16 protein-coding genes are annotated in these 20473 nt (G+C 72.8%); 11 read left to right on the top strand and 5 right to left on the bottom strand.

What is annotated here, in order from left to right; all coding sequences use genetic code 11:
* Window positions 1-154: 154 nt before the first annotated feature.
* Both acs and IF09_RS0124930 read right to left on the bottom strand, forming a co-directional pair.
* The gene (acs, locus tag IF09_RS0124925) at window positions 155-2152 is read right to left on the bottom strand and encodes an acetate--CoA ligase (protein WP_078613431.1); all 1998 of its coding nucleotides are present in this window, start codon (window positions 2150-2152) and stop codon (window positions 155-157) included.
* Between the two features lie 229 nt (window positions 2153-2381).
* On the bottom strand, window positions 2382-4910 hold the full coding sequence (locus IF09_RS0124930) for a SulP family inorganic anion transporter (RefSeq protein ID WP_078613432.1): 2529 nt from the start codon (window positions 4908-4910) through the stop codon (window positions 2382-2384).
* 233 nt (window positions 4911-5143) lie between these two features.
* Between IF09_RS0124930 and IF09_RS0124935 the strand changes: the two genes are divergently transcribed.
* Window positions 5144-6457, top strand: coding sequence for a hypothetical protein (locus tag IF09_RS0124935; protein WP_030299304.1), 1314 nt, complete (start codon window positions 5144-5146; stop codon window positions 6455-6457).
* Here IF09_RS0124935 and IF09_RS0124940 read toward each other — a convergent pair.
* Complete coding sequence (locus IF09_RS0124940) at window positions 6411-7451, bottom strand: ATP-binding protein (protein WP_051832845.1); 1041 nt, start codon at window positions 7449-7451, stop codon at window positions 6411-6413. The two genes, IF09_RS0124935 and IF09_RS0124940, sit on opposite strands and share 47 nt — an antisense overlap.
* A gap of 109 nt (window positions 7452-7560) precedes the next feature.
* Between IF09_RS0124940 and IF09_RS0124945 the strand changes: the two genes are divergently transcribed.
* Window positions 7561-8382 (top strand): hypothetical protein, encoded by an 822-nt coding sequence (locus tag IF09_RS0124945; protein ID WP_030299306.1) that lies wholly within the window; start codon window positions 7561-7563, stop codon window positions 8380-8382.
* A gap of 2028 nt (window positions 8383-10410) precedes the next feature.
* Here the strand turns inward: IF09_RS0124945 and IF09_RS0124955 are convergent.
* Complete coding sequence (locus IF09_RS0124955) at window positions 10411-11247, bottom strand: HAD family hydrolase (protein ID WP_030299309.1); 837 nt, start codon at window positions 11245-11247, stop codon at window positions 10411-10413.
* A 544-nt stretch (window positions 11248-11791) separates the two neighbouring features.
* Between IF09_RS0124955 and ssd the strand changes: the two genes are divergently transcribed.
* The 7 genes from ssd to IF09_RS0124990 all read left to right on the top strand — a co-directional run bounded on the left by ssd (window position 11792) and on the right by IF09_RS0124990 (window position 16869).
* On the top strand, window positions 11792-12964 hold the full coding sequence (ssd, locus tag IF09_RS0124960; RefSeq protein ID WP_051832849.1) for a septum site-determining protein Ssd: 1173 nt from the start codon (window positions 11792-11794) through the stop codon (window positions 12962-12964).
* Window positions 12961-14109 carry a TadA family conjugal transfer-associated ATPase gene (locus tag IF09_RS0124965; protein ID WP_030299314.1) on the top strand — a complete coding sequence of 383 codons (1149 nt, stop codon included), beginning with the start codon at window positions 12961-12963 and terminating at the stop codon, window positions 14107-14109. The genes ssd and IF09_RS0124965 overlap by 4 nt, the downstream gene beginning before the upstream one ends.
* Window positions 14106-14990: a type II secretion system F family protein gene (locus tag IF09_RS0124970; protein WP_234321132.1), complete on the top strand. Its 885-nt coding sequence runs from the start codon at window positions 14106-14108 to the stop codon at window positions 14988-14990. The genes IF09_RS0124965 and IF09_RS0124970 overlap by 4 nt, the downstream gene beginning before the upstream one ends.
* Complete coding sequence (locus IF09_RS0124975; RefSeq protein ID WP_030299317.1) at window positions 14990-15766, top strand: type II secretion system F family protein; 777 nt, start codon at window positions 14990-14992, stop codon at window positions 15764-15766. Before IF09_RS0124970 ends, IF09_RS0124975 begins: the two co-directional genes overlap by 1 nt.
* An 86-nt stretch (window positions 15767-15852) precedes the next feature.
* A complete protein-coding gene (locus tag IF09_RS0124980; protein WP_030299318.1) occupies window positions 15853-16050 on the top strand; it encodes a DUF4244 domain-containing protein in 198 nt (65 codons plus the stop codon).
* Entirely contained in the window at window positions 16037-16414 is a 378-nt protein-coding gene (locus tag IF09_RS0124985; RefSeq protein ID WP_063607422.1) for a TadE family type IV pilus minor pilin, read from the top strand. The genes IF09_RS0124980 and IF09_RS0124985 overlap by 14 nt, the downstream gene beginning before the upstream one ends.
* A complete protein-coding gene (locus IF09_RS0124990) occupies window positions 16411-16869 on the top strand; it encodes an Rv3654c family TadE-like protein (RefSeq protein WP_063607423.1) in 459 nt (152 codons plus the stop codon). Before IF09_RS0124985 ends, IF09_RS0124990 begins: the two co-directional genes overlap by 4 nt.
* Here the strand turns inward: IF09_RS0124990 and IF09_RS0124995 are convergent.
* Entirely contained in the window at window positions 16866-19331 is a 2466-nt protein-coding gene (locus IF09_RS0124995) for a DEAD/DEAH box helicase (RefSeq protein WP_037635888.1), read from the bottom strand. The genes IF09_RS0124990 and IF09_RS0124995 overlap by 4 nt on opposite strands.
* An 81-nt stretch (window positions 19332-19412) precedes the next feature.
* Between IF09_RS0124995 and bldG the strand changes: the two genes are divergently transcribed.
* Together bldG and IF09_RS0125005 are read left to right on the top strand one after the other, a co-directional pair.
* Entirely contained in the window at window positions 19413-19754 is a 342-nt protein-coding gene (gene bldG, locus IF09_RS0125000; RefSeq protein ID WP_030152678.1) for an anti-sigma factor antagonist BldG, read from the top strand.
* Window positions 19755-19872: 118 nt separating this feature from the next.
* Entirely contained in the window at window positions 19873-20307 is a 435-nt protein-coding gene (locus tag IF09_RS0125005; protein WP_030299325.1) for an ATP-binding protein, read from the top strand.
* Window positions 20308-20473: the final 166 nt, after the last annotated feature.

Raw genomic sequence — 20473 nt, forward strand, 5'->3', positions numbered from 1 at the left:
CGGCGCACCCTGAGAGATTGAGTACGTCAAATGTTGACGTTTTCCCTACTTTACAGGGCCGCGCGGTCGCATCCGGTGATCTTCACCTTAAACGGGCGGAGGGTGTCCGGCGCGCGATGCACCGGACACCCTCCGCCACCCGCAACCGGGCCTGTCAGTCCTCGCTGGAGGCGCTGGGCAGCTTGCTCTGGATCAGGTCCATGACCGAGGAGTCCGCGAGCGTCGTGACGTCGCCGACCGCCCGGTTCTCCGCGACATCGCGCAGCAGACGCCGCATGATCTTGCCGGAGCGGGTCTTCGGCAGCTCCTGCACCGGCAGGATCCGCTTCGGCTTGGCGATCGGGCCGAGCGTGGCGCCCACGTGGTCGCGCAGGTCCGAGACCAGGCCGTCGGTCTCCGAGGCGCCGCCGCGCAGGATCACGAAGGCCACGATGGCCTGGCCGGTCGTCTCGTCGTTCGCGCCCACGACGGCCGCCTCGGCGACCGACGGGTGGGAGACGAGCGCCGACTCGACCTCGGTGGTCGAGATGTTGTGGCCGGAAACCAGCATCACGTCGTCCACCCGGCCCAGCAGCCAGATGTCGCCGTCCTCGTCCTTCTTGGCACCGTCGCCCGCGAAGTACTTGCCCTCGAAGCGGGACCAGTAGGTGTCGATGAACCGCTGGTCGTCGCCCCAGATGGTGCGCAGCATCGACGGCCACGGCTGGGTGAGGACCAGGTAGCCGCCACCGCCGTTCGGGACCTCGTGGCCCTCGTCGTCCACGACCGTGGCACCGATCCCGGGCAGCGCGCGCTGCGCCGAGCCCGGCTTGGTCTCGGTGACCCCGGGCAGCGGGGAGATCATCATCGCGCCGGTCTCGGTCTGCCACCAGGTGTCCACGATCGGGCAGCGGTCGCCGCCGATGTGCTTGCGGTACCAGATCCAGGCCTCGGGGTTGATCGGCTCGCCGACCGAGCCCAGCACGCGCAGGCTCGACAGGTCGAACTTCGCGGGGATGTCGTCGCCCCACTTCATGAACGTACGGATCGCCGTGGGCGCGGTGTACAGGATGGTGACGCCGTACTTCTGCACGACCTCCCAGAACCGGCCCTGGTGCGGGGTGTCCGGCGTGCCCTCGTACATCACCTGGGTGGCGCCGTTGGCGAGGGGCCCGTAGACGATGTACGAGTGCCCGGTCACCCAGCCGATGTCGGCGGTGCACCAGTAGACGTCGGTCTCCGGCTTGAGGTCGAAGACGGCGTGGTGGGTGTACGCGGCCTGCGTGAGGTAGCCGCCGGAGGTGTGCAGGATGCCCTTGGGCTTGCCCGTGGTCCCCGAGGTGTACAGGATGAACAGCGGGTGCTCGGCGTCGAAGGCCTGCGGGGTGTGCTCGGCGGACTGGCGTCCGACGATCTCGTGCCACCAGACGTCGCGGCCCTCGGTGAAGGCGGTGTCCTGGCCGGTGCGCTGCACGACGAGCACGTGCTCGACCTGCGGGCACTTGGCGACGGCCTCGTCGATGGCGGGCTTGAGGGCGCTGGGCTTGCCTCGGCGGTAGCCGCCGTCGGCGGTGATGACCAGCTTGGCGTCGGCGTCCTGGATGCGGGAGGCCACGGCGTCGGCGGAGAAGCCGCCGAAGACCACCGAGTGCGCGGCGCCGACGCGGGCGCACGCGAGCATCGCGACGACGGCTTCGGGGATCATCGGCAGGTAGACCGCGACCCGGTCGCCGGCCCGGACGCCCAGCTCGGTCAGGGCGTTGGCGGCCTTGGAGACCTCGTCCTTGAGCTCGGCGTAGGTGATCGCGCGGCTGTCGCCGGGCTCGCCCTCGAAGTGGATGGCGACGCGGTCGCCGTTGCCGGCCTCGACGTGGCGGTCCACGCAGTTGTACGCGACGTTCAGCTTGCCGTCCGCGAACCACTTGGCGAAGGGCGGGTTGGTCCAGTCGAGCGTCTCGGTCGGCTCGACGTCCCAGGTCAGGCAGCGGGCCTGGGCGGCCCAGAAACCCAGCCGGTCCGCCTCGGCCTCGGTGTACGCAGCCCCTGTCACATTGGCGGCGGCGGCCAGATCGGCAGGCGGTGCGAACCGCCGCTCCTCCTTGAGCAGATTGGCCAGGCTTTCATTGCTCACGACATCTCCCTTTCCCAGGGTGTCCGTTGTGTCCCCGGGCATAGCTCATCAGTCGGCGGCCCTGGTGACAAGGGGTAGCCGGAAATTGGTTTAGACCTATAGCGCGGCCGGCCCGTGTCGGCCCACGCGCAGAGTGGCCCCTTCCCGCTGCAAGGTGCGGAAAGGGGCCACTCTGTGGCACGGATACCGGAGAGTATCGGTTCAGCCGCGCCCTTGATCCAGCTCGGCGGGAGACGGCGATTCGGTCACCACCCGGTCATGATCCAGACGTTCAGACGTGTTGTCCGACGCTGTCGAACACCCGGCAGTCGAAGAAGTCCTCGCCTTCGGACAGCAGGTACGCCTGCGCCTCGCCCACGTGGAAGTACATCCCGTGCAGCTCCAGCGTGCCCTCCGCGAGCCGCCGGGCCACCGATTCGTGCGCCCGCAGGTGCTCCAGCTGCTGCACCACGTTGGTCAGGCACAGCTGCTCCACGGCATCAGCCGGGAGCCGGCCCGCGATCCGGGCCCAGGCGTGGTGGCGGCTGGCCATGCGCTCCAGGCTGGGCAGCCCGTGCCGCAGCCACCGGCGCAGCGGGGTCACCGGGGCCCCGGGCGTGGAGTTCAGCAGCGCCTGCATGGCCCCGCACCCGGAGTGCCCGCACACCGTGATGCTGTCCACCTGGAGGACGTCCACGGCGTACTCGATGGCCGCCGCGACCGAATCGTCCGTCGCCTCGGCGCCCGGCAGGGGCACCAGGTTGCCGACGTTGCGGACCGTGAACAGGTCGCCGGGACCGCTGGCCGTGATCATGCTGGTCACCAGGCGGGAGTCCGCGCAGGTCAGGAACAGCTGCGAGGGCCGCTGCCCCTCCCGGGCGAGCCGGGCCAGCTCGTCGCGGACGTGCGGCGCGGTATCCCGCTGGAAGGCGCTGATCCCGCTGGCCAGTTGGCCGGCTCCGCGGCGGCGCGGGGCCGGGGGCTCCGCCGCCTCCACCGCCTCCGCCGCGTCGGGGGCCGGGGCTGCGCCGGGGATCGTACGCCCGTCCTCCGGCCGGTGGTCGCAGTGGTTCTTCCAGGGGGTCCAGGGGCGGCAGCAGTGGTGCCCGCCGCGCGGGGACCTCTCGGCGTCTTCCGGGGTGTGGTCCGGGCGGTCGGCGTGTTCCGGCCGGTACGCGCCGGCCATCCGGGTGGTGGAGCGGCCGGTGATCTCGAGCGAGCCCCCGTGCGCCAGATGGGAGTCCTGCCAGTCCTGGAGCGTCTCGTACGCCGCGTGGTCCATGAACGAGCCGTCCAGCTCGACCACCACGCGCCCGCCGGGCGGGATCTGGTTCAGCACCCGGCTCAGCCGAGGCACCGCGAGGAAGGTCAACTGCCCGCGCGCCGACACCCGGTGGACCCCGCCCTCCACCTCGACCGTGATCCGGGTCCTGGCCAGCCGGTGCAGGGCCATCGCGACGGCCACGGCGATGCCGATGGTGACGCCCGCCAGTACCCCGCCGAGTACGACCGCAGCGATCGTCGTCACGTAGACGAGGATCTCGCGGTGCCGGGTGATCGTACGCAGGTGGGTGGCGTTCACCATCTGCACGCCCAGCGCCATCACCAGGGCGGCCAGCGCGGCGAGCGGGATCAGGTCGAGGACCGGGACGAACAGCGCCGCCGCGAGCAGGACCCAGAGGCCGTGCAGCATGACCGACCGCCGGGTGGCGGCCCCGGACTTGACGTTCGCCACGCTGCGGACGGCGCCGCCCGCGATGGGCAGCCCGCCCAGCGCTCCGGAGAGGATGTTCGCGGCGCCCTGGCCGCGCAGCTCCCGGTCGAGGTCGGCGCGCGGCGGCCGGTTGCCCGTACGCCGCTGGGAGGCGATCAGCTTGTCGGTGGCGACCGCGGACAGCAGGGATTCCACGCTGCCGACCAGGGTGACCGTCAGGACGGCCGCGACGATGCCGAGGACGGGCCCCGCGGGCAGCTCGGGCAGGGCATGGCTCCGCCAGGACGGCAGGTCGACCCGGGGCAGGCTGAGCCCGGCCAGCGCGGCGAACGCCGTGGCCGTGGCGACGGCGGCGAGCGCGGCCGGCACCTTGCGCAGGGCGAGCCCCAGCCGCCCGGGCAGCCGCGGCCAGCCGAGCAGCACGACCAGGGTCACGGCGCTGACGCCGAGCGCCGCCGGGTGCAGGTGGGCCAACTGGGCGGGCAGCCCCTTGACGTTGGCGACGGCGGAGCTCTGCGGGGTGCCGCCGAGGACGATGTGCAGCTGGGACAGCGCGATCGTGACGCCGACGCCCGCGAGCATGCCGTGCACGATGGCCGGGCTGACCATGAGCGCGGACCGGGCGGTGCGCAGCGCGGCGAGCCCGAGCTGGCAGCAACCCGCGACCACGGTGATGGCGCAGGTGGTGCGCCAGCCGTAGCGCTGGATCAACTCGGCCGTGACGACGGTGAGTCCGGTCGCGGGCCCGCTCACCAGGAGGGGCGTGCCGCCGAGTCGCCCGGCCACGATCCCGCCGACGGCCGCTGCGACCAGGCCCGCCTGGAGCGGGGCGCCGGTGGCCAGGGCGATGCCGAGGGAGAGCGGCAGGGCGATCAGGAAGACGGTCAGGGAGGCGGAGAGATCGGCGTGGAAGTCGGCGCGGTGCCCCCTGCGGGGCGCGCCGCCGGGCTTGCTGCCGGTCTTGCCGCCGGTTGTGCTGCCGGTTGTGGCGCCGGCCTTGCGGCCGAAGTTGCTGCCGGCGGTCGGGCCGTCGGGCGTGTCGCAGGGATTGCTGCCGGGCTTGCGCCCGATCTCGTCGGCGGCGGGCAGGGGGGAAGTGGCTGTCATAGGTTCCCGTCTCCTCTACGGAGGGATGAAGCGGCGGGAGTCTCAACACTCAGTAAATGAAAGGTAATGGAGAGTAAAGGATCGTGGGGGGCAATAGGGGCAAACGGCTTATGAAATAGCACTCAAGGGTGATTAAGCATTTTGTCCGGCTTGTCACATCATCTTCACGGCGGACCGCATGGGACGTTGCGGCGCGGAAGACCCGCAATGGAACCGCGAGGAGAGGTGGACGGATGATCGCCGCCACGAAGAAGATCGCCGGCGGCCTGGTCGCCACGGCGCTGGTGCTGGGCGTCGCCGGGTGCAGCACCTCGGAACCCGCCAAACCCCCCTCCCCCGGGGGTCCGAACGGCAAGAAGGGCGCCGCCGCCCCGGAGGCCGCCCCCGGCAGTGTCAACCGGCTCATCGGCGACGGCTCGACCGCGTACACGGGTGCGCAGCCGAACGTGCACAAGCCGCAGAAGCTGAAGCCCGGTGAGAAGCCGCCCCAGTTCGTGGTGTTCTCGTGGGACGGGGCCGGCGAGGACAGCCAGAAGCTCTTCTCGCACTTCCGCGAGGTCGGCAAGAAGTACAACGCCCGGATGACGTACTTCCTCAGCGGCGTGTACATGCTCCCGGAAGAGAAACGTTCCCTCTATACGGCCCCGCAGCACGAGTCCGGCCGCTCCGACATCGGCTTCGGCGATGTCCAGGGCATCAAGGACACGGCCACCCAGGTCCGCGCGGCCTGGCTCGAGGGCAACGAGATCGGCACCCACTTCAACGGCCACTTCTGCGGCCCCGACGGCGGCGTCGGCACCTGGTCCGTGCCGGAATGGAAGAGCGAGATCAACCAGGCCAAGTCCTTCGTCAAGAACTGGAAGACCAACACGCCGGACCTGAAGGGCCTGGAGCCGCTCCCGTTCGACTACGACAAGGAGCTCATCGGCGCCCGGACCCCGTGCCTCGAAGGCCAGAAGAACTTCATGCTGGCGGCCAAGGACATGGGTTTCCGCTACGACTCCAGCGGCATCAGCAAGCAGATCTGGCCGAAGAAGACGGACGGGCTCTGGGACGTCCCGCTCCAGCTGGTGCCCATGCCGGGCCGGGCCTTCGACACCCTGAGCATGGACTACAACTACCTGGTCAACCAGTCCGGGACGACCACCCAGGGCGACCCCTCGCAGCACGCGTACTGGGGCGAGCAGATGCGCGAAGGCCTCCAGCAGGCCTTCGACCGCGTCTACCAGGGCAACCGCGCGCCGCTGATCATCGGCAACCACTTCGAGTCCTGGAACGGCGGCACCTACATGAAGGCCGTCGAGGACTCCATCCAGTCGATGTGCACGCAGAAGGAGGTCCGCTGCGTGCCGTTCCGCGAGCTGGTCGACTGGCTCGATGCGCAGGACCCGAAGGTCCTGGAGTGGATGCGCGGCCTCGACGTCGGCGAGGCGCCCAAGGAGGGCTGGACGAAGTTCCTGACGGCGGGGCCGCCGGCCAAGCCGGCCGCCCCCGCCGGGGTCAAGCCGGCTGCGGAGCCGGCTGAAGAGGATGCGGACGAGGACTGACGAGGTCCGGGGCCGCGGGCTCGCAGCCGGTGGTCTCCCGCAGGACGAAACCGGGGTCGACCTGGGCGGCCAGGTCGACCCCGGTCTTGGTGTTGCCCCAGCTCTCCGCGTTCCGCAGGTGGAAGTGGACCATCTGCTCGGTGTACCGCTCCCAGTCGCGGTGGGCGTACGAGTCGTCGGCCGCGTCCTGGAGGGCCTGCAGGGCCAGCCGGTTGCTCGCCTCGAGCAGCTCGAACGCCGCCGGGCGGCCCTTCTCCATCGCCCGCACCCAGTCGGAGTGCCCGACGGTGACGAGCAGGTCCTCTCCGACCTCGTCCTGGAGGAACTCGATGTCGTCCGTGCCCTGCACCTTGTTGCCGATGACCTTGAGTGCGACCCCGAAGTCCCGGGCGTACTCCTTGTACTGGCGGTAGACCGAGATGCCCTTGCGGGTGGGCTCGGCGACCAGGAAGGTCACGTCGAAGCGGGTGAACATGCCCGAGGCGAAGGAGTCCGAGCCGGCGGTCATGTCGACCACGACGTACTCGTCCGGGCCGTCGACCAGATGGTTGAGGCAGAGTTCGACCGCCCCGACCTTGGAGTGGTAGCAGGCGACGCCGAGGTCCGCCTCGGTGAACGGCCCGGTGGCCATCAGCCGGACGGGCTCCCCGTCGAGCAGCAGCGTGCGCGCGCAGGCGTCGTACACCGGGTTGTCCTCGGTGACTCGCAGCAGGCGCGACCCGGCGCCGGGCGGCGTGGTCTTGATCATCGTGTCGGCGGAGGCGATGCGCGGGTTGGAGCCCCGCAGGTACTCCTTGATCAGGGGCAGGTGCGCGCCCAGGGCGGGCAGCGCGGCGGCCTCGTCCTCGCCGAGTCCGAGGGCGGCGCCCAGGTGCTGGTTGATGTCGGCGTCCACCGCGACGACGGGGGCCTCATTGGCGGCGAGGTGGCGGATGAAGAGGGAGGACAGGGTCGTCTTGCCGCTGCCGCCCTTTCCCACGAAAGCGATCTTCATGTTCACGAAGCGTAGTCGGTCGGTCGCTTTGTGTGGTGCTTGTACGTGAAGAAGACCACTCCAAGGAGGGGTCGGTGACGAGGCGGTCCAGTGCGTAGGCTCCCTACTTATGAGTAGCACTTCTGACCCGCTGGCCGCCCTGGGTTCGCTCCCGGGCGTCGCCGAATCCGTGGATTCCGTACGCAAGGCCGTGGACCGCGTCTACGGGCACCGGGTGATGCGCCGGCGCAGCGGAGAGATCACCTCGGAGGCCGCGCTGCGCGGGGCCCGTGCGAGCGCGGCGCTGTCCGGGGCGGACTGGGCGCTGGAGGAGGTGCGCCGCCGGACCGACTTCGGGGCGGAGTCGGAGGCGCGCACGGTGGGAGCCGCGCTGCGCCTGACGGCGGAAGCCGGCCAGCTGCTGAGCATCTGGCGCCAGTCGCCGCTGCGGGTGCTGGCGCGCCTGCACCTGGTGGCCTGCGGGTCTACGGCCGACGGTGACGTGGTGGGACGCCCGCGACTGGCGGGCGAGTCGGTGGACGAGCCGCTGATCACCGCTGCGCTGCCCACCGCGGAGGAGGTGGCGGGCCGCCTGGACGGCCTGTCCCGGCTGATCATCGCGGGCGGCTCGGCTCCGGCGCTGGTCACGTCGGCGGTGGTGCACGGCGAATTGCTGGCGCTGCGTCCGTTCGGCTCGTACAACGGCCTGGTCGCGCGGGCGGCGGAGCGGATCGTGTTGATCAACAGCGGTCTGGACCCGAAGGCGATCTGCCCGGCGGAGGTCGGCCACGCGGAGCAGGGGCGGGACGCGTACCTGGCCGCTTTCGAGGGCTACGTCTCCGGGACGGCGGAGGGGATGGCGGCCTGGATCGCGCACTGCGGCCGCGCGATCGAGCTCGGCGTCCGCGAGTCGACGGCGGTCTGCGAGGCCCTGCAGCGAGGCGCGGCGTAGGAGGCGGCTCCGGACGCGGGGCTACGGACGCAGGGCTGCGGAGGCTGGGCTACGGACAAAGGCCGCGGCGCAGGGTTGCGCATTGCGCACACAGGGCCGCGGACACAGGGTTGCGGCGACACCGTCTTGCTTTGGTGTCGCCGCTGGCATTTACGCCCAGTTACCAAGCGTCCTCGATATTTGCCCATCAGGTCGGGGACTTTGCCCGTTACCTGGTGCGGCTGGCCCGTAATCGACGGGTCGACGTCGCGTGGGTGCTCGGCGTTCATGCTTCGGTCCGTGGGCCTTACTGCGTTTTAAAGATGATCCTCTCGGATGTTCTTTGGTCTCGCGGGCCGTTGACTCCTTTGTACTCCGCTTAGCTGACAAGCGGAACCCCTCCCCACTTTTTTTACCTTCCAGGACGTCCCAGCCCACACCGGACACCCCGCATCCCCGCAGCTCAGCCCCCTAAGCCGCCCCGGGCCCCCGCCTGCCCACCCGCACGGGGCAACCCACCCATCCCTGACGGAGCCGCCCCTCCCGGTCCGGCGGAAACCGCTTCAGGCGGCCCTGCGGGAGCGGCCCCTCACCAACCCGGCGGGGCCGGCCATCCAGCCTTGCGGGATCGGCCATTCCCGGGCTGCCGAAACCCGCCCACGCCGCCGTGCGGGAACCGCCATTCCAGGGCCACCGAAACTGCCCTCAGCGGCCTTGCCGGAGCCGGAATTCCCACTTCGCCGAAGGGGCACGTGCGGCCTTTCGGGAGCTGGAGTTCTCCAGCCGCCGGGCCGTCATCCAGCCTTGCCGGAGCCGTCGCTCCTGCTCCGCCGAGTCTGGCCCCCGCCGCCTCGCGGGAGCCGCCATTCCCAGGCCGCCGGAACAGGCACACGCCGCGGGCTTTCGGGAGCCGGCATTCCGGCCCGAGCCCGGCGGGGCCGGCCTCCAGCCCTGGCAGGGCCCCCTCTCCTGGTCCGCATAAACCGGTCCACGCCGCCGTGTCGCAGCCGGCCTTCCCAGCCCGCCGATCCACGCCACCTTGCCGGAGCCGGCTCCGGCGGTTCCTGGGCACTCGGCCGGGTCGGAGCCGACACACCGATCATTGGGCTGGCACACCCCGCGCGGTGGGGCGGCACATCCAGCCCGCCGGCGTTTGAAGCGCGGGGGTTCGGGGGCGGAGCCCCGGGTCTTCGAGCTGCGTCGGCTGTTGCGGCGCGGCTCCGCGCGGAGTTGCCCGTGGCGAGGGGGTGGCGGCGCGGGTCCGGCGGAGTCCCTGGGCCCACGAGCCGTGCCGGTGATCGCGACGCGGGTCCGGGCGGCCTCCGGGCCTTCGAGCCGTGCCGACGATGGCGACGCGGGTCTTGGCGGACCCCTGGGGTCTTCGAGCCGTGCCGGCGATGGCGGCACGGGTCTTGGCGGAGCCCTGGGCCTTTGAGTCGTGCTGGTGATGGCGGCTGAGTCGTGCGAATGATGGCCGCGCGGGTCTTGGCGGAGCCCTGGGGTCTTCGACCCATGTCGGCGATCGCGGCGCGGGTCCCGGGCGAGCCCTGGGGTCTTCGAGTCGTGCTGGTGATGGCGGCGCGGGTCTTGGCGGAGCCCTGGGGTCTTCGGCCCATGTCGGCGATCGTGGCGCGGGTCCCGGGCGAGCCCTGGGGTCTTCGAGTCGTGCTGGTGATGGCGGCGAGGCTCCCGGCGGAGCCCCCGGGCCTTTGCCGCGCACCGGCGATGGCGACGGAGCCTCCGGGCTTTTGCCGCGTACCGGTGTCGGCGGCGCGTACGCGCGGGGCCCTGGGTCCTTGAGCCGCGTCGGCGGTGGCGGCGCGGGTCCGCGGCGCAGCCCTGGGACTCCAGCCCGCCCGGCGTTTGAGGGCCGGGTCCGGGCAGAGACCGGTGAACGGGAGAAGGGCGGGGCGGGGAGAGAGGCCCCGCGCAGCGGCGCCCCAGCGGCGGCATGCCACGGCGCGCCGCCGGGCGGGACCCGGCCACCACCCGGCGGGACCAGGCTGCCCGGCGGGATCAGGGCAGGACCCCGCGCCCCCCGGGGCCGCGTCAGGCAGGCGCGGCGGCAGCCAGTGCAGTGGCCCGCCGCCGGCTGGCGTACCAGACCAGCCCGGCGGTAGCCGCAGCCGCACCCACCGCCGCCGCAGCGACCAGCGCCGGCCGCGCCGGCATCGACAGCCCGGGCAGCCGCTGCTTCAACCGCACCGGCCGGTTGAACACCAGCACCGGCCACTCCCGCGCCACCGCCTCCTTGCGCAGAGCCCGGTCGGGATTGACCGCATGCGGATGTCCGACCGCCTCCAGCATCGGGATGTCGGTCACGGAGTCGCTGTACGCGTAGCACCGAGAGAGGTCGTACCCCTCGGACTCCGCGAGCTCCCGCACGGCCTCCGCCTTGGTGGGCCCGTAGGCGTAGTACTCGATCTCGCCGGTGAAGCAGCCGTCCTCGCCGATGACCATCCGCGTGGCGACGACCCGGTCCGCGCCGAGCATCTCGCCGATCGGCTCGACGACTTCCGCGCCTGACGTCGACACGATCACCACGTCGCGGCCCGCGGTGTGGTGCGCCTCGATCAGCGAGGCGGCCTCGTCGTAGATCAGCGGGTCGATGAGGTCGTGCAGGGTCTCGGCGACGATCTCCCGCACTTGCTGGACGTTCCACCCCTTGCAGAGGGAGGACAGGTACTCACGCATCCGTTCCATCTGATCGTGGTCGGCGCCGCCGACCAGGTAGATGAACTGGGTATACGCGGTACGCAGCACGGCTCGGCGGTTGATCAGGCCGCCCTGGTAGAAGGACTTGCTGAACGTCAGAGTGCTTGACTTCGCAATGACCGTCTTGTCCAGGTCGAAGAAGGCTGCGGTGCGGGGCGACGAGTGCGGCAAGGGCTGGATTTCCACGCCCCGAGCATATGCGCCCACCATTCGGCGTAAGGTGTGGCGCGTGGGTTTGCCTGAGAAGGCTCTCGGGTACACCATGGAAGTCACGGATCGTTCGCGACCGTGCTAACCCGGTCTGGCTCCTCCCCCCCCGAGTCGGACCGTGGGGACGACCCCCGCTCTCCCCCCCGGCGGGGGTCGTCGCATGTCCGGACGCGGTTCGCGTCCCTGCCTTCGGCCCCAAGTGACCATTCCTGCAGCCCTCCTTCCTCGGCGGGCCCTGCGCGGCGAAGGCCCTCACCCCCTCAGACGTGTGACGCTGCGTAGTCGTTCCGGCGCGCTCTGGAGCTCACCTGTTGGAGTGATGGAGTTATTCACAGGGTGTCTGTTGTCCACAGTTTTGGGGCAAGATCCACTTCATTTTCCGGATCGCTGCACGGTGATTCCAGCCGCGAAGTCCCGCGGTGTTGGGATTTGCAGTGAGAAGGGGGCGGAGATCGTGGCTGGATCGAAGTCGTGTGAAGTGTCGGACCGCGCGGAAGCAGGCGGAATCAGGCCATTGGGCGCTCCGGGCGCGGTCGTGCCCGCCGGCGGGCGGCCGCTGATCATCACCGAGGACCCGCTGCTGCTCGACGATCTGCTGCGGCTGTGCGCCGCTGCGGGCGCCGAGCCGCATGTGCACCACGCGGTGCCGGAGCAAAGCGGAGGCGGTGGTGGCGGAAGCGGCGGCAGGGGTGAAAGCGGTTCCGGGGACGCCGTGGAGGCGCCCGGAAGCGTCGGATGGGAGTCCGCGCCGCTCGTGCTCGTCGGGGACGACGCCGCGCGCCGGGTGCGCGGTGCCCCGCGCCGCGGCGGGGTGCTGCTCGTCGGCAGGGATCTGGACGACCCCCTCGTGTGGCAGCGGGCGGTGGAGATCGGCGCCGAGGAGGTGCTCCGGCTGCCCGACGCGGAGAGCCGGCTCGTCGACCGCATCGCCGATGTGGTGGAGGGGGCCGGGAAACCCGCCCTCGCCGTCGGGGTGATCGGCGGCAGCGGCGGGGCCGGAGCCTCCACCCTCGCGTGCGCCCTCGCCCTGCGGGCCGCCCGCGCCGGGGAGCGGACCGTCCTCATCGACGGTGACCCCCTCGGCGGCGGCATCGATGTGCTGCTCGGCGGCGAGAGCGCCGAAGGGCTGCGCTGGCCGGACTTCGCGGGCTCCCGGGGCCGGGTGGGCGCCGGCGCTCTGGAGGAGTCCCTGCCGGAGCTGCATGCGCTGCGGGTGCTCAGCTGGGACCGCGGGGACCGTGTGGTGGTGCCGCCTGCGGCCATGCGCTCCGTGCTGGCCGCCGCGCGCCGCCGGGGCGGCGTCGTGGTGGTCGACCTGCCCCGGCGGGTGGACGAAGCCGTGGCCGAGGCGCTGGCGCAGCTGGACCTGGTGCTGATGGTGGTGCCGGGCGAGTTGCGGGCCGTGGCCGCCGCGGGGCGGGTCGCGGCCGGAGTGCGGATGGTGGCCCGGGATGTCCGTGTGGTCGTGCGGGGCCGCTGTCCGGGCGGGCTCGATGCCGAGTCGGTGGCCGGGCTGCTGGGGGTGCCGCTGGCCGGCGAGGTGCCGGTCGAGGTGGGGCTGCCGGGGCGGGTTGCCGAGGGGGAACCGCCGGGCGGGCAGGGGCGGGGCGCGCTGGCCCGGTTCTGCGACGGCTTCTGGCGGCGGGCGCTCGGTCCCGCCCAGGGGGTGGCGGCATGAGCGCCGTGCTCCTGGACGCGGTGAGGCAGCGGCTGGCCGAGAGCGGGGCGGAGCCGACCCCGGCCCGGGTGGCGGCGGCCCTGCGGGCGCAGGGCCGGCTGCTCGGTGATGCGGAAGTGCTGGGTGTGGCGGCCGAGTTGCGGTCCGAACTGGTCGGAGCCGGCCCGCTGGAGGGCCTGCTCGCCGACCCGGAGGTCACCGATGTCCTCGTGGCCGCCCCGGACCGGGTGTGGGTGGACCGCGGCGGCGGGCTGGAGCTGACCGGGGTGACGTTCGCCGACACCGATGCCGTGCGCAAGCTCGCCCAGAGGCTGGCCGCCGTCGCGGGCCGGCGCCTGGACGACGCCCGGCCCTGGGTGGATGCCCGGATGCCGGACGGCACCCGGCTGCATGCCGTGCTGCCGCCGGTGGCGGTCGGCTCGGCCTGTCTGTCGCTGCGGGTGGTGCGCCCGCGGGCGTTCACGCTGGAGGAGCTGGTCGAGGCGGGCACGCTGCCGCCCGGTGGCCAGTCGCTGCTCCGGGACATGGTCGAGGCCCGGCTGTCGTTCCTCGTCTCCGGCGGGACCGGCACCGGCAAGACCACCCTGCTCAGTGCCCTGTTGGGGCTGGTCGGCCCCGGCGAGAGGATCGTCCTCGCCGAGGATTCGGCCGAGCTGCGGCCCGACCATCCGCATGTGGTGCGGCTGGAGAGCCGCCCGGCCAACCAGGAAGGGGCGGGCCTGGTCACCCTGGCGGACCTGGTCCGCCAGGCGCTGCGGATGAGGCCGGACCGGCTCGTCGTGGGTGAGGTCCGGGGCGCCGAAGTGGCCGATCTCCTGGCGGCTTTGAACACGGGCCACGAAGGAGGCTGCGGCACGGTCCACGCGAATGCGGCGGCGCATGTGCCGGCCCGGCTGGAGGCGCTCGGGACGGCCGCCGGACTCGACCGGGCCGCCCTGCACAGCCAGTTGGCGGCCGCGCTGACCCTGGTGGTCCATCTGGTCCGGGACCGGGCCGGGCGGCGCCGGGTGGCCGAGGTGCATGTGCTGGAGCGGGACGCCGCCGGGCTGGTGGTCACCGTACCTGCGCTGCGCTGGTCCGCCCGGGGGTTCGCCCGGGAGCGGGGCTGGGAGCGGCTGCGTCCGCTGCTGCGGGGTGCGCGGTGAACGGCGCGGCCGCGGTGCCGGTGCCGCTGTTCGCCGGGGTGCTGTGCGCGGGGACGGCCGCCTGGGCCTTGGCCGGGGGAGACCGGGTGGCCCGGCGGGCCCGGGTGGTGCTCGCCGGGGTCGGGCCCGTGGTGCCCCGCGGACCGCTGCGCCGCGAGCGGCTGGTGATCGCCGTACGGGTGCGGGCCGCGCGGTGGCGGGAGTGGTCCTGTCTCGGGGCCGGGCTCGTGGTCGCGCTGCTGGGCGGGTCGGTGATCCCGCTGGTGGTGGGCGCGGCAGCGGTGCCGCTGGTGCGGCGGTGGCTTCGGGTCCGGCAGCGGGAGCGCGAGCGCAGTGCGCGGGCCGCCGAGGTGATCGCGCTGTGCGGGGCTGCGGTGGGCGAGCTCCGGTCGGGGGCCCAGCCCGGGCAGGCGCTGACGGCCGCGATGCGGCGGACGGCCGCCGGCCCCGGCGGGCCGGGCGCGGCGGAGGCGGCGGTGCTGGCCGCCGCGGCGTTCGGCGGGGACGTTCCGGCGGCATTGCGGCAGGCGTCACGGGAGCCCGGCGCGGAGGGACTGGCCGGGATGGCCGCCTGCTGGCGGATCTCGGTGGACGGAGGTGCGGGGCTGGCTGCCGGACTGGACCGGCTGGAGGGGGCGCTGCGCGCCGAGCGGGACCGGCAGGAGTCGCTGCGGGCCCAGCTCGCGGGGGCCAGATCGACGACGGCGGTGCTCGCCCTGCTGCCGCTGGTCGGCCTGCTGATCGGCACCGGGCTCGGGGCGGATCCGCTCCACGTGCTGCTGCACACCCCGGTCGGGTGGGGCTGCCTGCTGGCGGGCGGGGTGCTGGAGGCGCTGGGGCTGCTGTGGTGCCGCCGGATCGTGCGGGCGGGGGAGCGGTGATGGGGGGCTTCGTGATCCACAGGCTGGGGATGGCGTTGTGCGTCGCGGCGGCGGTGCTGTGCACGACCTCGGCGGTGGTGGCGCAGGTCCGGGCGCGGGCGGCCCGGCGCAGGATGGCCGCGCTGCTGTCGGCGGAACCGGAGCGGCGGGCACCGGTGTTCGGGTCCGCGATACGGGCGGCGGTGGCCGTATGGGCCGGCTCGGCCGGGGCGCTGCTGGCGGCCTGGCTGCTGGTCGGCGGGTTGCCGGGGGCGCTGGTCGGCTGCGGTGCGGCGATCGGTGTGTGGCGCTGGCTACGGCGGGTGCGGCCGCCGGCCGGGGTGGATCCGCAGGAGGCGGAGCGTCAGCTGCCCTTCGCGGCCGATCTGTTGGCCGCGTGCCTGGCGGCCGGTGCGGCGCCGGTGGAGGCCGCGGAAGTGGTCGGCGAGTCGCTGGGCGGCCCGGTGGGCGAGCGGCTGGCGCTGGCCGGGGCGGAGCTGCGGCTCGGCGGCGAACCGGGGGACGCGTGGGGGAGGTTGGCCGAGATACCGGGCGCCCGGGCGCTCGCGCAATGTCTCGAGCGGGCCGCCCGGACGGGGGCTCCGGCCGCGGAGCCGGTCTCCCGGCTGGCGACGGCCCTCCGGGAGGACCGCGCCCGGCAGGCCGGCGCCCGCGCCCAGCGGGCGGCGGTACTCGTCACCGCTCCGGTGGGGCTGTGTTTCCTCCCCGCGTTTCTCGCGGTCGGAGTGGCCCCGGTGGTGATCGGAATGGCCTCCGGTCTCCTCTCGGGCACCTGAAGTCACTGCATGAACTCGGACCTCAACTCCGGGCCCGAAATCACAACTGAGATCACGTCGAGAACGAAAATCAACGGGAGGTCGTCATGAGGATCATCTGGTTGCGCCTGCGGTCCGCGCTGAGCGGTCGGGCGAACGATGCGGGGATGTCCACTTCCGAATACGCCATGGGCACGATCGCGGCGTGTGCATTCGCGGCCGTTCTGTACAAGGTGGTGACGAGCGAGGTGGTCTCCACGGCACTTCAGTCGACCATCGGAAAGGCACTCGATGTGCCGTTCTGAGGAAACACGAGGGAGCCCGGGCGACCGGGGATATGTGACGGCGGAGGCCGCCCTGGTGATCCCCGCGCTGGTGCTGTTCGCGGCCCTGCTCGTGTGGGCGCTGATGGCGGCGGCCGCGCAGATCCGGTGTGTGGACGCGGCCCGGGCCGGAGCCCGGGCGGCGGCCCGGTCGGAGCCGCCGGGCGTGGCGGTGGCGGCGGCCCGGGCGGCCGCCCCGCCGGGGGCGGAGGTCGGGGTGGAGCGGGAGGGGGACCTGTGGAGGGTCCGGGTCGCGGCGCCGGCGCCGGGCCCGGGCGGGCTGCCGGTGCGGCTCGGGGCGCAGGCGGTGGCGCTGGCCGAGGACAGCGCGGGGCCGCCGCCATGAGCCGGGACCGGGGTTCCGCGACGGTGTGGGCGGCCCTGGTGGCAACGGTGCTGGGAGCGGTGTTCGGTGGTGTGCTGCTGCTCGGCCAGGCCGTCGTAGCCCGCCACCGCGCGGCGGCGGCCGCCGATCTGGCGGCCCTCGCGGCGGCGGCGACCTGGGCCCACGGTCCGGAGGCCGCCTGCGCCGCGGCCCGCCGGGTCGCCGTGGCCCAGAGCGCGGCCGTGACCGCCTGCACCCTTCAGGGCGAGGTGGCCGAGGTGACGGCCCGCCCCGCAACGGGCCCGTTCGACCCGACGATCAGCGCCCGAGCGGGACCGCCCCTGCCGGCCGCCGACCCAGGACCGGCCGCCGTACGAGCCACGGCAGGCTTCGCCGGGCCTGCGCCGCCCAAAGCGCAGGAGGCCGGCGAGCGGCTCGCCCTGCCGGCCCCGGGACGCGGTCCGGGGCCGGACTAGGCGGGGGGTTCAGAGGGTGGGGCCTGTGCGAGGAGGCGGGTGAGCAGGCGGATCGCGCCGCGTTTGTGGAGGGGGTCGTTGCCGTTGCCGCATTTGGGGGACTGGATGCAGGAGGGGCAGCCCGCCTCGCATTCGCAGGCCGCGATCGCATCGCGGGTCGCCGTCAGCCAGGCGCGGGCCGTGTGGAAGGCGCGCTCCGCGAAGCCGGCTCCGCCGGGGTGGCCGTCGTAGACGAACACGGTCGGGAGGAGGGTGTCGGGATGCAGCGGGACGGAGACCCCGCCGATGTCCCAGCGGTCGCAGGTGGCGAACAGCGGCAGCAGGCCGATGGAGGCGTGCTCGGCGGCGTGCAGGGCGCCGCCCAGGAGCTCCGGGTTGATCCGGGCCTCGTCGAGCTGGTCCTCGGTCACGGTCCACCACACGGCCCGGGTGCGCAGGGTGCGGGGCGGCAGGTCCAGCTTGGCCTCGCCGAGCACCTCGCCGGTGATCAGTTTGCGGCGAAGGTACGAGACGACCTGGTTGGTCACCTCGACCGAGCCGAAGCAGAGCCGGGCCGGGCCCCAGGGGATCTCGGTCTCGGTCTCCAGGACGGAGATGGAGGTGGTGTCGCGGGCGGTGGTCGAGAAGGGCGGGCTGGCCTCCTCGACCAGCGCGACCGAATCGTCCAGGTCCAGGTGTTGCACCAGATAGGTGCGGCCCTGGTGGAGGTGGACGGCCCCGTCGTGGACGGCGGCGTGGGCGGCCGCCTCGTCGACGGTGCCCAGCAGGCGCCCGGTGGCCGCCTCGACGATCTGCACCGGGCGGCCGCCCTCGCCCCGGATGTCGGTCAGGTCCGAGGCCCGCTCCCGGCGGGTCCAGTGCCAGGCCGTGGCCCGCCGGCGCAGCAGCTTCGCCGCCTCCAGCTGCGGGATCAGCTCCTGGGCCGCCGGGCCGAACAGGGCGAGGTCCGCCTCCGTCAGCGGGAGCTCGGCGGCGGCCGCGCACAGGTGCGGGGCCAGGACGTACGGGTTGTCCGGGTCGAGGACGGTGGCCTCCACCGGTTGGCGGAACAGGGCCTCCGGATGGTAGACCAGGTACGTGTCGAGGGGATCGTCCCGGGCGATCAGCACGGCCAGGGCCCCCTGGCCCGAGCGCCCGGCGCGGCCCGCCTGCTGCCACAGGGAGGCCCGGGTGCCCGGGTATCCGGTGATCAGGACGGCGTCCAGGCCCGAGACGTCCACGCCCAGCTCCAGGGCCGTGGTGGCGGCCAGGCCCAGCAGCTCGCCGGAGTGCAGGGCCCGCTCCAGAGCCCGGCGCTCCTCGGGCAGGTAGCCACCCCGGTAGGCCGCGACACGCCCGGGCAGGGACCGGTCCACCTCGGCGAGCCGCTCCTTGGCGATCACCGAAATCAGCTCGGCGCCCCGCCGGGAACGGACGAAGGCGACCGTACGGACCCCCTGGACGACCAGGTCGGTCAGCAGGTCGGCGGTCTCGGCCGTGGCGGTGCGGCGTACCGGGGCGCCCCTCTCGCCCCGCAGATCGGTCAGCGGCGGCTCCCACAGGGCGAAGACCACCTCGCCGCGCGGGGAGGCGTCGTCGGCGACCTCGGTCACCGGGACGCCGGTCAGCCGGGACGCCGCGGCCGCCGGGTCGCTCGCGGTGGCGGAGGCCAGCAGGAACACGGGATGGGCGCCGTAGCGGGCACACAGCCGCCGCAGCCGGCGCAGCACCTGGGCGACGTGCGAGCCGAATACGCCCCGGTAGGTGTGGCACTCGTCGATGACCACGTAGCGCAGGGAGCGCAGGAAGGACGACCAGCGGGGATGGGCGGGCAGGATCCCCCGGTGGAGCATGTCGGGGTTGGTGAGCACGTAGTTCGCGTACTGGCGCACCCATTCGCGTTCTTCTACCGGCGTGTCGCCGTCGTAGACCGCGGGCCGGACGGCGTTGCCCAGGGGCGCGGCCAGCGACCGTACGGCGCGCCGCTGGTCAGCCGCCAGAGCCTTGGTCGGGGCCAGGTAGAGGGCGGTCGCACCGCGCCCGTTCGGCGCTTCCGCGCCGTCCGCCAGGGCGGAGAGCACGGGGGCGAGGTAGGCCAGCGACTTGCCCGAGGCGGTTCCGGTGGCGACGACCACCGACTCGCCGTCCAGGGCGTGCTCGGCCGCCGCGGCCTGGTGTTCCCACGGATGGTCGATCCCGGCGGCCTGAATTGCGGCTACGACATCCGTTCGGATGCGGTCGGGCCAGACTGCATGACGACCCGCCCGAGGGGGCAAGTGCTCCGTATGGGTGATGCGCGCAGCTCGAGAAGGCCCCCGTGAGAGGCGGTCCAGAACCGTGCCGGGGGTGGGTCGTGGGTCCTCGGGTGCCGTGGGCCGACCGGGACGGTGAGTATTGGCCATTGGAAGCGAGTGTGTCACCGGTGTGCGGGACAATGGTCCGAAGGCGTCGTGCGCGCCTGCCGGTAAGTGATTGAATGCCATCGCGGCAGCCAATCCCTCCCCTACCTACGGGTGGGGAGGCCCCTGGGGGGCGCCGCTCGATAGCAAGGTGCTGGAGGATCCGTGGACCTGTCCCTGTCGACTCGCACTGTCGGCGACCGCACGGTCGTGGAGGTCGGTGGCGAGATTGATGTGTATACCGCGCCCAAGCTGCGCGAGCAGTTGGTCGAGTTGGTGAACGACGGCAGCTACCACCTGGTTGTCGACATGGAGCGAGTGGACTTCCTCGACTCCACCGGGCTTGGTGTGCTCGTGGGAGGCCTCAAGCGCGTCCGTGCGCACGAGGGCTCGCTGCGGCTGGTGTGCAACCAGGAGCGCATCCTGAAGATCTTCCGCATCACCGGTCTGACCAAGGTGTTCCCGATCCACACGACGGTGGAAGACGCCGTCGCCGCCACCGACTGACGGCCCACCGTCCGCGGCGCCGCAGGGCGCCGCGGAGGGAGCCGAAGCAGGAGCGGGGGCGCGGGCCGAAGCGGTCCGGGCCCCTGTAAGGCACGCCCGTAGTCCGAGGGGGACGCGCATGGCCATCGTTGAACTGCGCTTCAGCGCCCAGCCCGAACACGTCCGGACGGCCCGCCTCGTCGCGGCCGCCGTGGCACGGCGGGCGGGCGTGGACGAAGCCGTGCTCGACGAGGTCCGCCTCGCCGTGGGCGAGGCCTGCTCGCGCGCCGTCGGTCTGCATGTCAGCAACGGGCTGACCGCGCCCGTCCGGGTGATCCTGACCGAGGAGGAGAAGCTGTTCTCCATCGAGGTCGGCGACGAGGTGCCCGGACCGGCCGGCGGCCCGACGGGCGCCGTGCCCGGGCTCGACGCCGCCCTGGACCCGGACACGGAAACCGAAGACGAGATGGGTCTGGCGGTGATCAGCGGGCTCGTCGACGACGTCGAGGTGACGAGCGGTGAGTCGGGCGGGACCATCCGCATGAGCTGGCCGGTGTCCGGCGCGTCCGCCTAGCCCGCAGTCGGTGCGGAGATTCTTCCGATCTTAATCAAGGCCCTGCTGAGCAGGGCCTTTTTTCATACCCCCACGGCATTTCCTAGATCAATGAGCAGGCGTCAATGCCTTTGCCCCATTACTTCTTTCGGGGGTAATGGAGTGACGCGATCTATTGCTGAGGAGC

The sequence above is a fragment of the Streptomyces katrae genome, from assembly GCF_000717655.1.
Lineage (GTDB): Bacteria > Actinomycetota > Actinomycetes > Streptomycetales > Streptomycetaceae > Streptomyces > Streptomyces katrae_B.

Bases quoted from the DNA above. Each gene is read 5' to 3' on its own strand.
- IF09_RS0124945 (WP_030299306.1), top strand. From the start codon at position 7,561: ATGAGTAGCACTTCTGACCCGCTGGCCGCCCTGGGTTCGCTCCCGGGC.
- IF09_RS0124940 (WP_051832845.1), bottom strand. From the start codon at position 7,451: ATGAAGATCGCTTTCGTGGGAAAGGGCGGCAGCGGCAAGACGACCCTG.
- IF09_RS0124985 (WP_063607422.1), top strand. From the start codon at position 16,037: ATGTGCCGTTCTGAGGAAACACGAGGGAGCCCGGGCGACCGGGGATAT.
- IF09_RS0124965 (WP_030299314.1), top strand. From the start codon at position 12,961: ATGAGCGCCGTGCTCCTGGACGCGGTGAGGCAGCGGCTGGCCGAGAGC.
- IF09_RS0125005 (WP_030299325.1), top strand. From the start codon at position 19,873: ATGGCCATCGTTGAACTGCGCTTCAGCGCCCAGCCCGAACACGTCCGG.
- IF09_RS0124935 (WP_030299304.1), top strand. From the start codon at position 5,144: ATGATCGCCGCCACGAAGAAGATCGCCGGCGGCCTGGTCGCCACGGCG.
- acs (WP_078613431.1), bottom strand. From the start codon at position 2,152: ATGCCCGGGGACACAACGGACACCCTGGGAAAGGGAGATGTCGTGAGC.
- IF09_RS0124990 (WP_063607423.1), top strand. From the start codon at position 16,411: ATGAGCCGGGACCGGGGTTCCGCGACGGTGTGGGCGGCCCTGGTGGCA.
- IF09_RS0124980 (WP_030299318.1), top strand. From the start codon at position 15,853: ATGAGGATCATCTGGTTGCGCCTGCGGTCCGCGCTGAGCGGTCGGGCG.
- IF09_RS0124930 (WP_078613432.1), bottom strand. From the start codon at position 4,910: ATGACAGCCACTTCCCCCCTGCCCGCCGCCGACGAGATCGGGCGCAAG.
- IF09_RS0124995 (WP_037635888.1), bottom strand. From the start codon at position 19,331: ATGGCATTCAATCACTTACCGGCAGGCGCGCACGACGCCTTCGGACCA.
- IF09_RS0124975 (WP_030299317.1), top strand. From the start codon at position 14,990: ATGGGGGGCTTCGTGATCCACAGGCTGGGGATGGCGTTGTGCGTCGCG.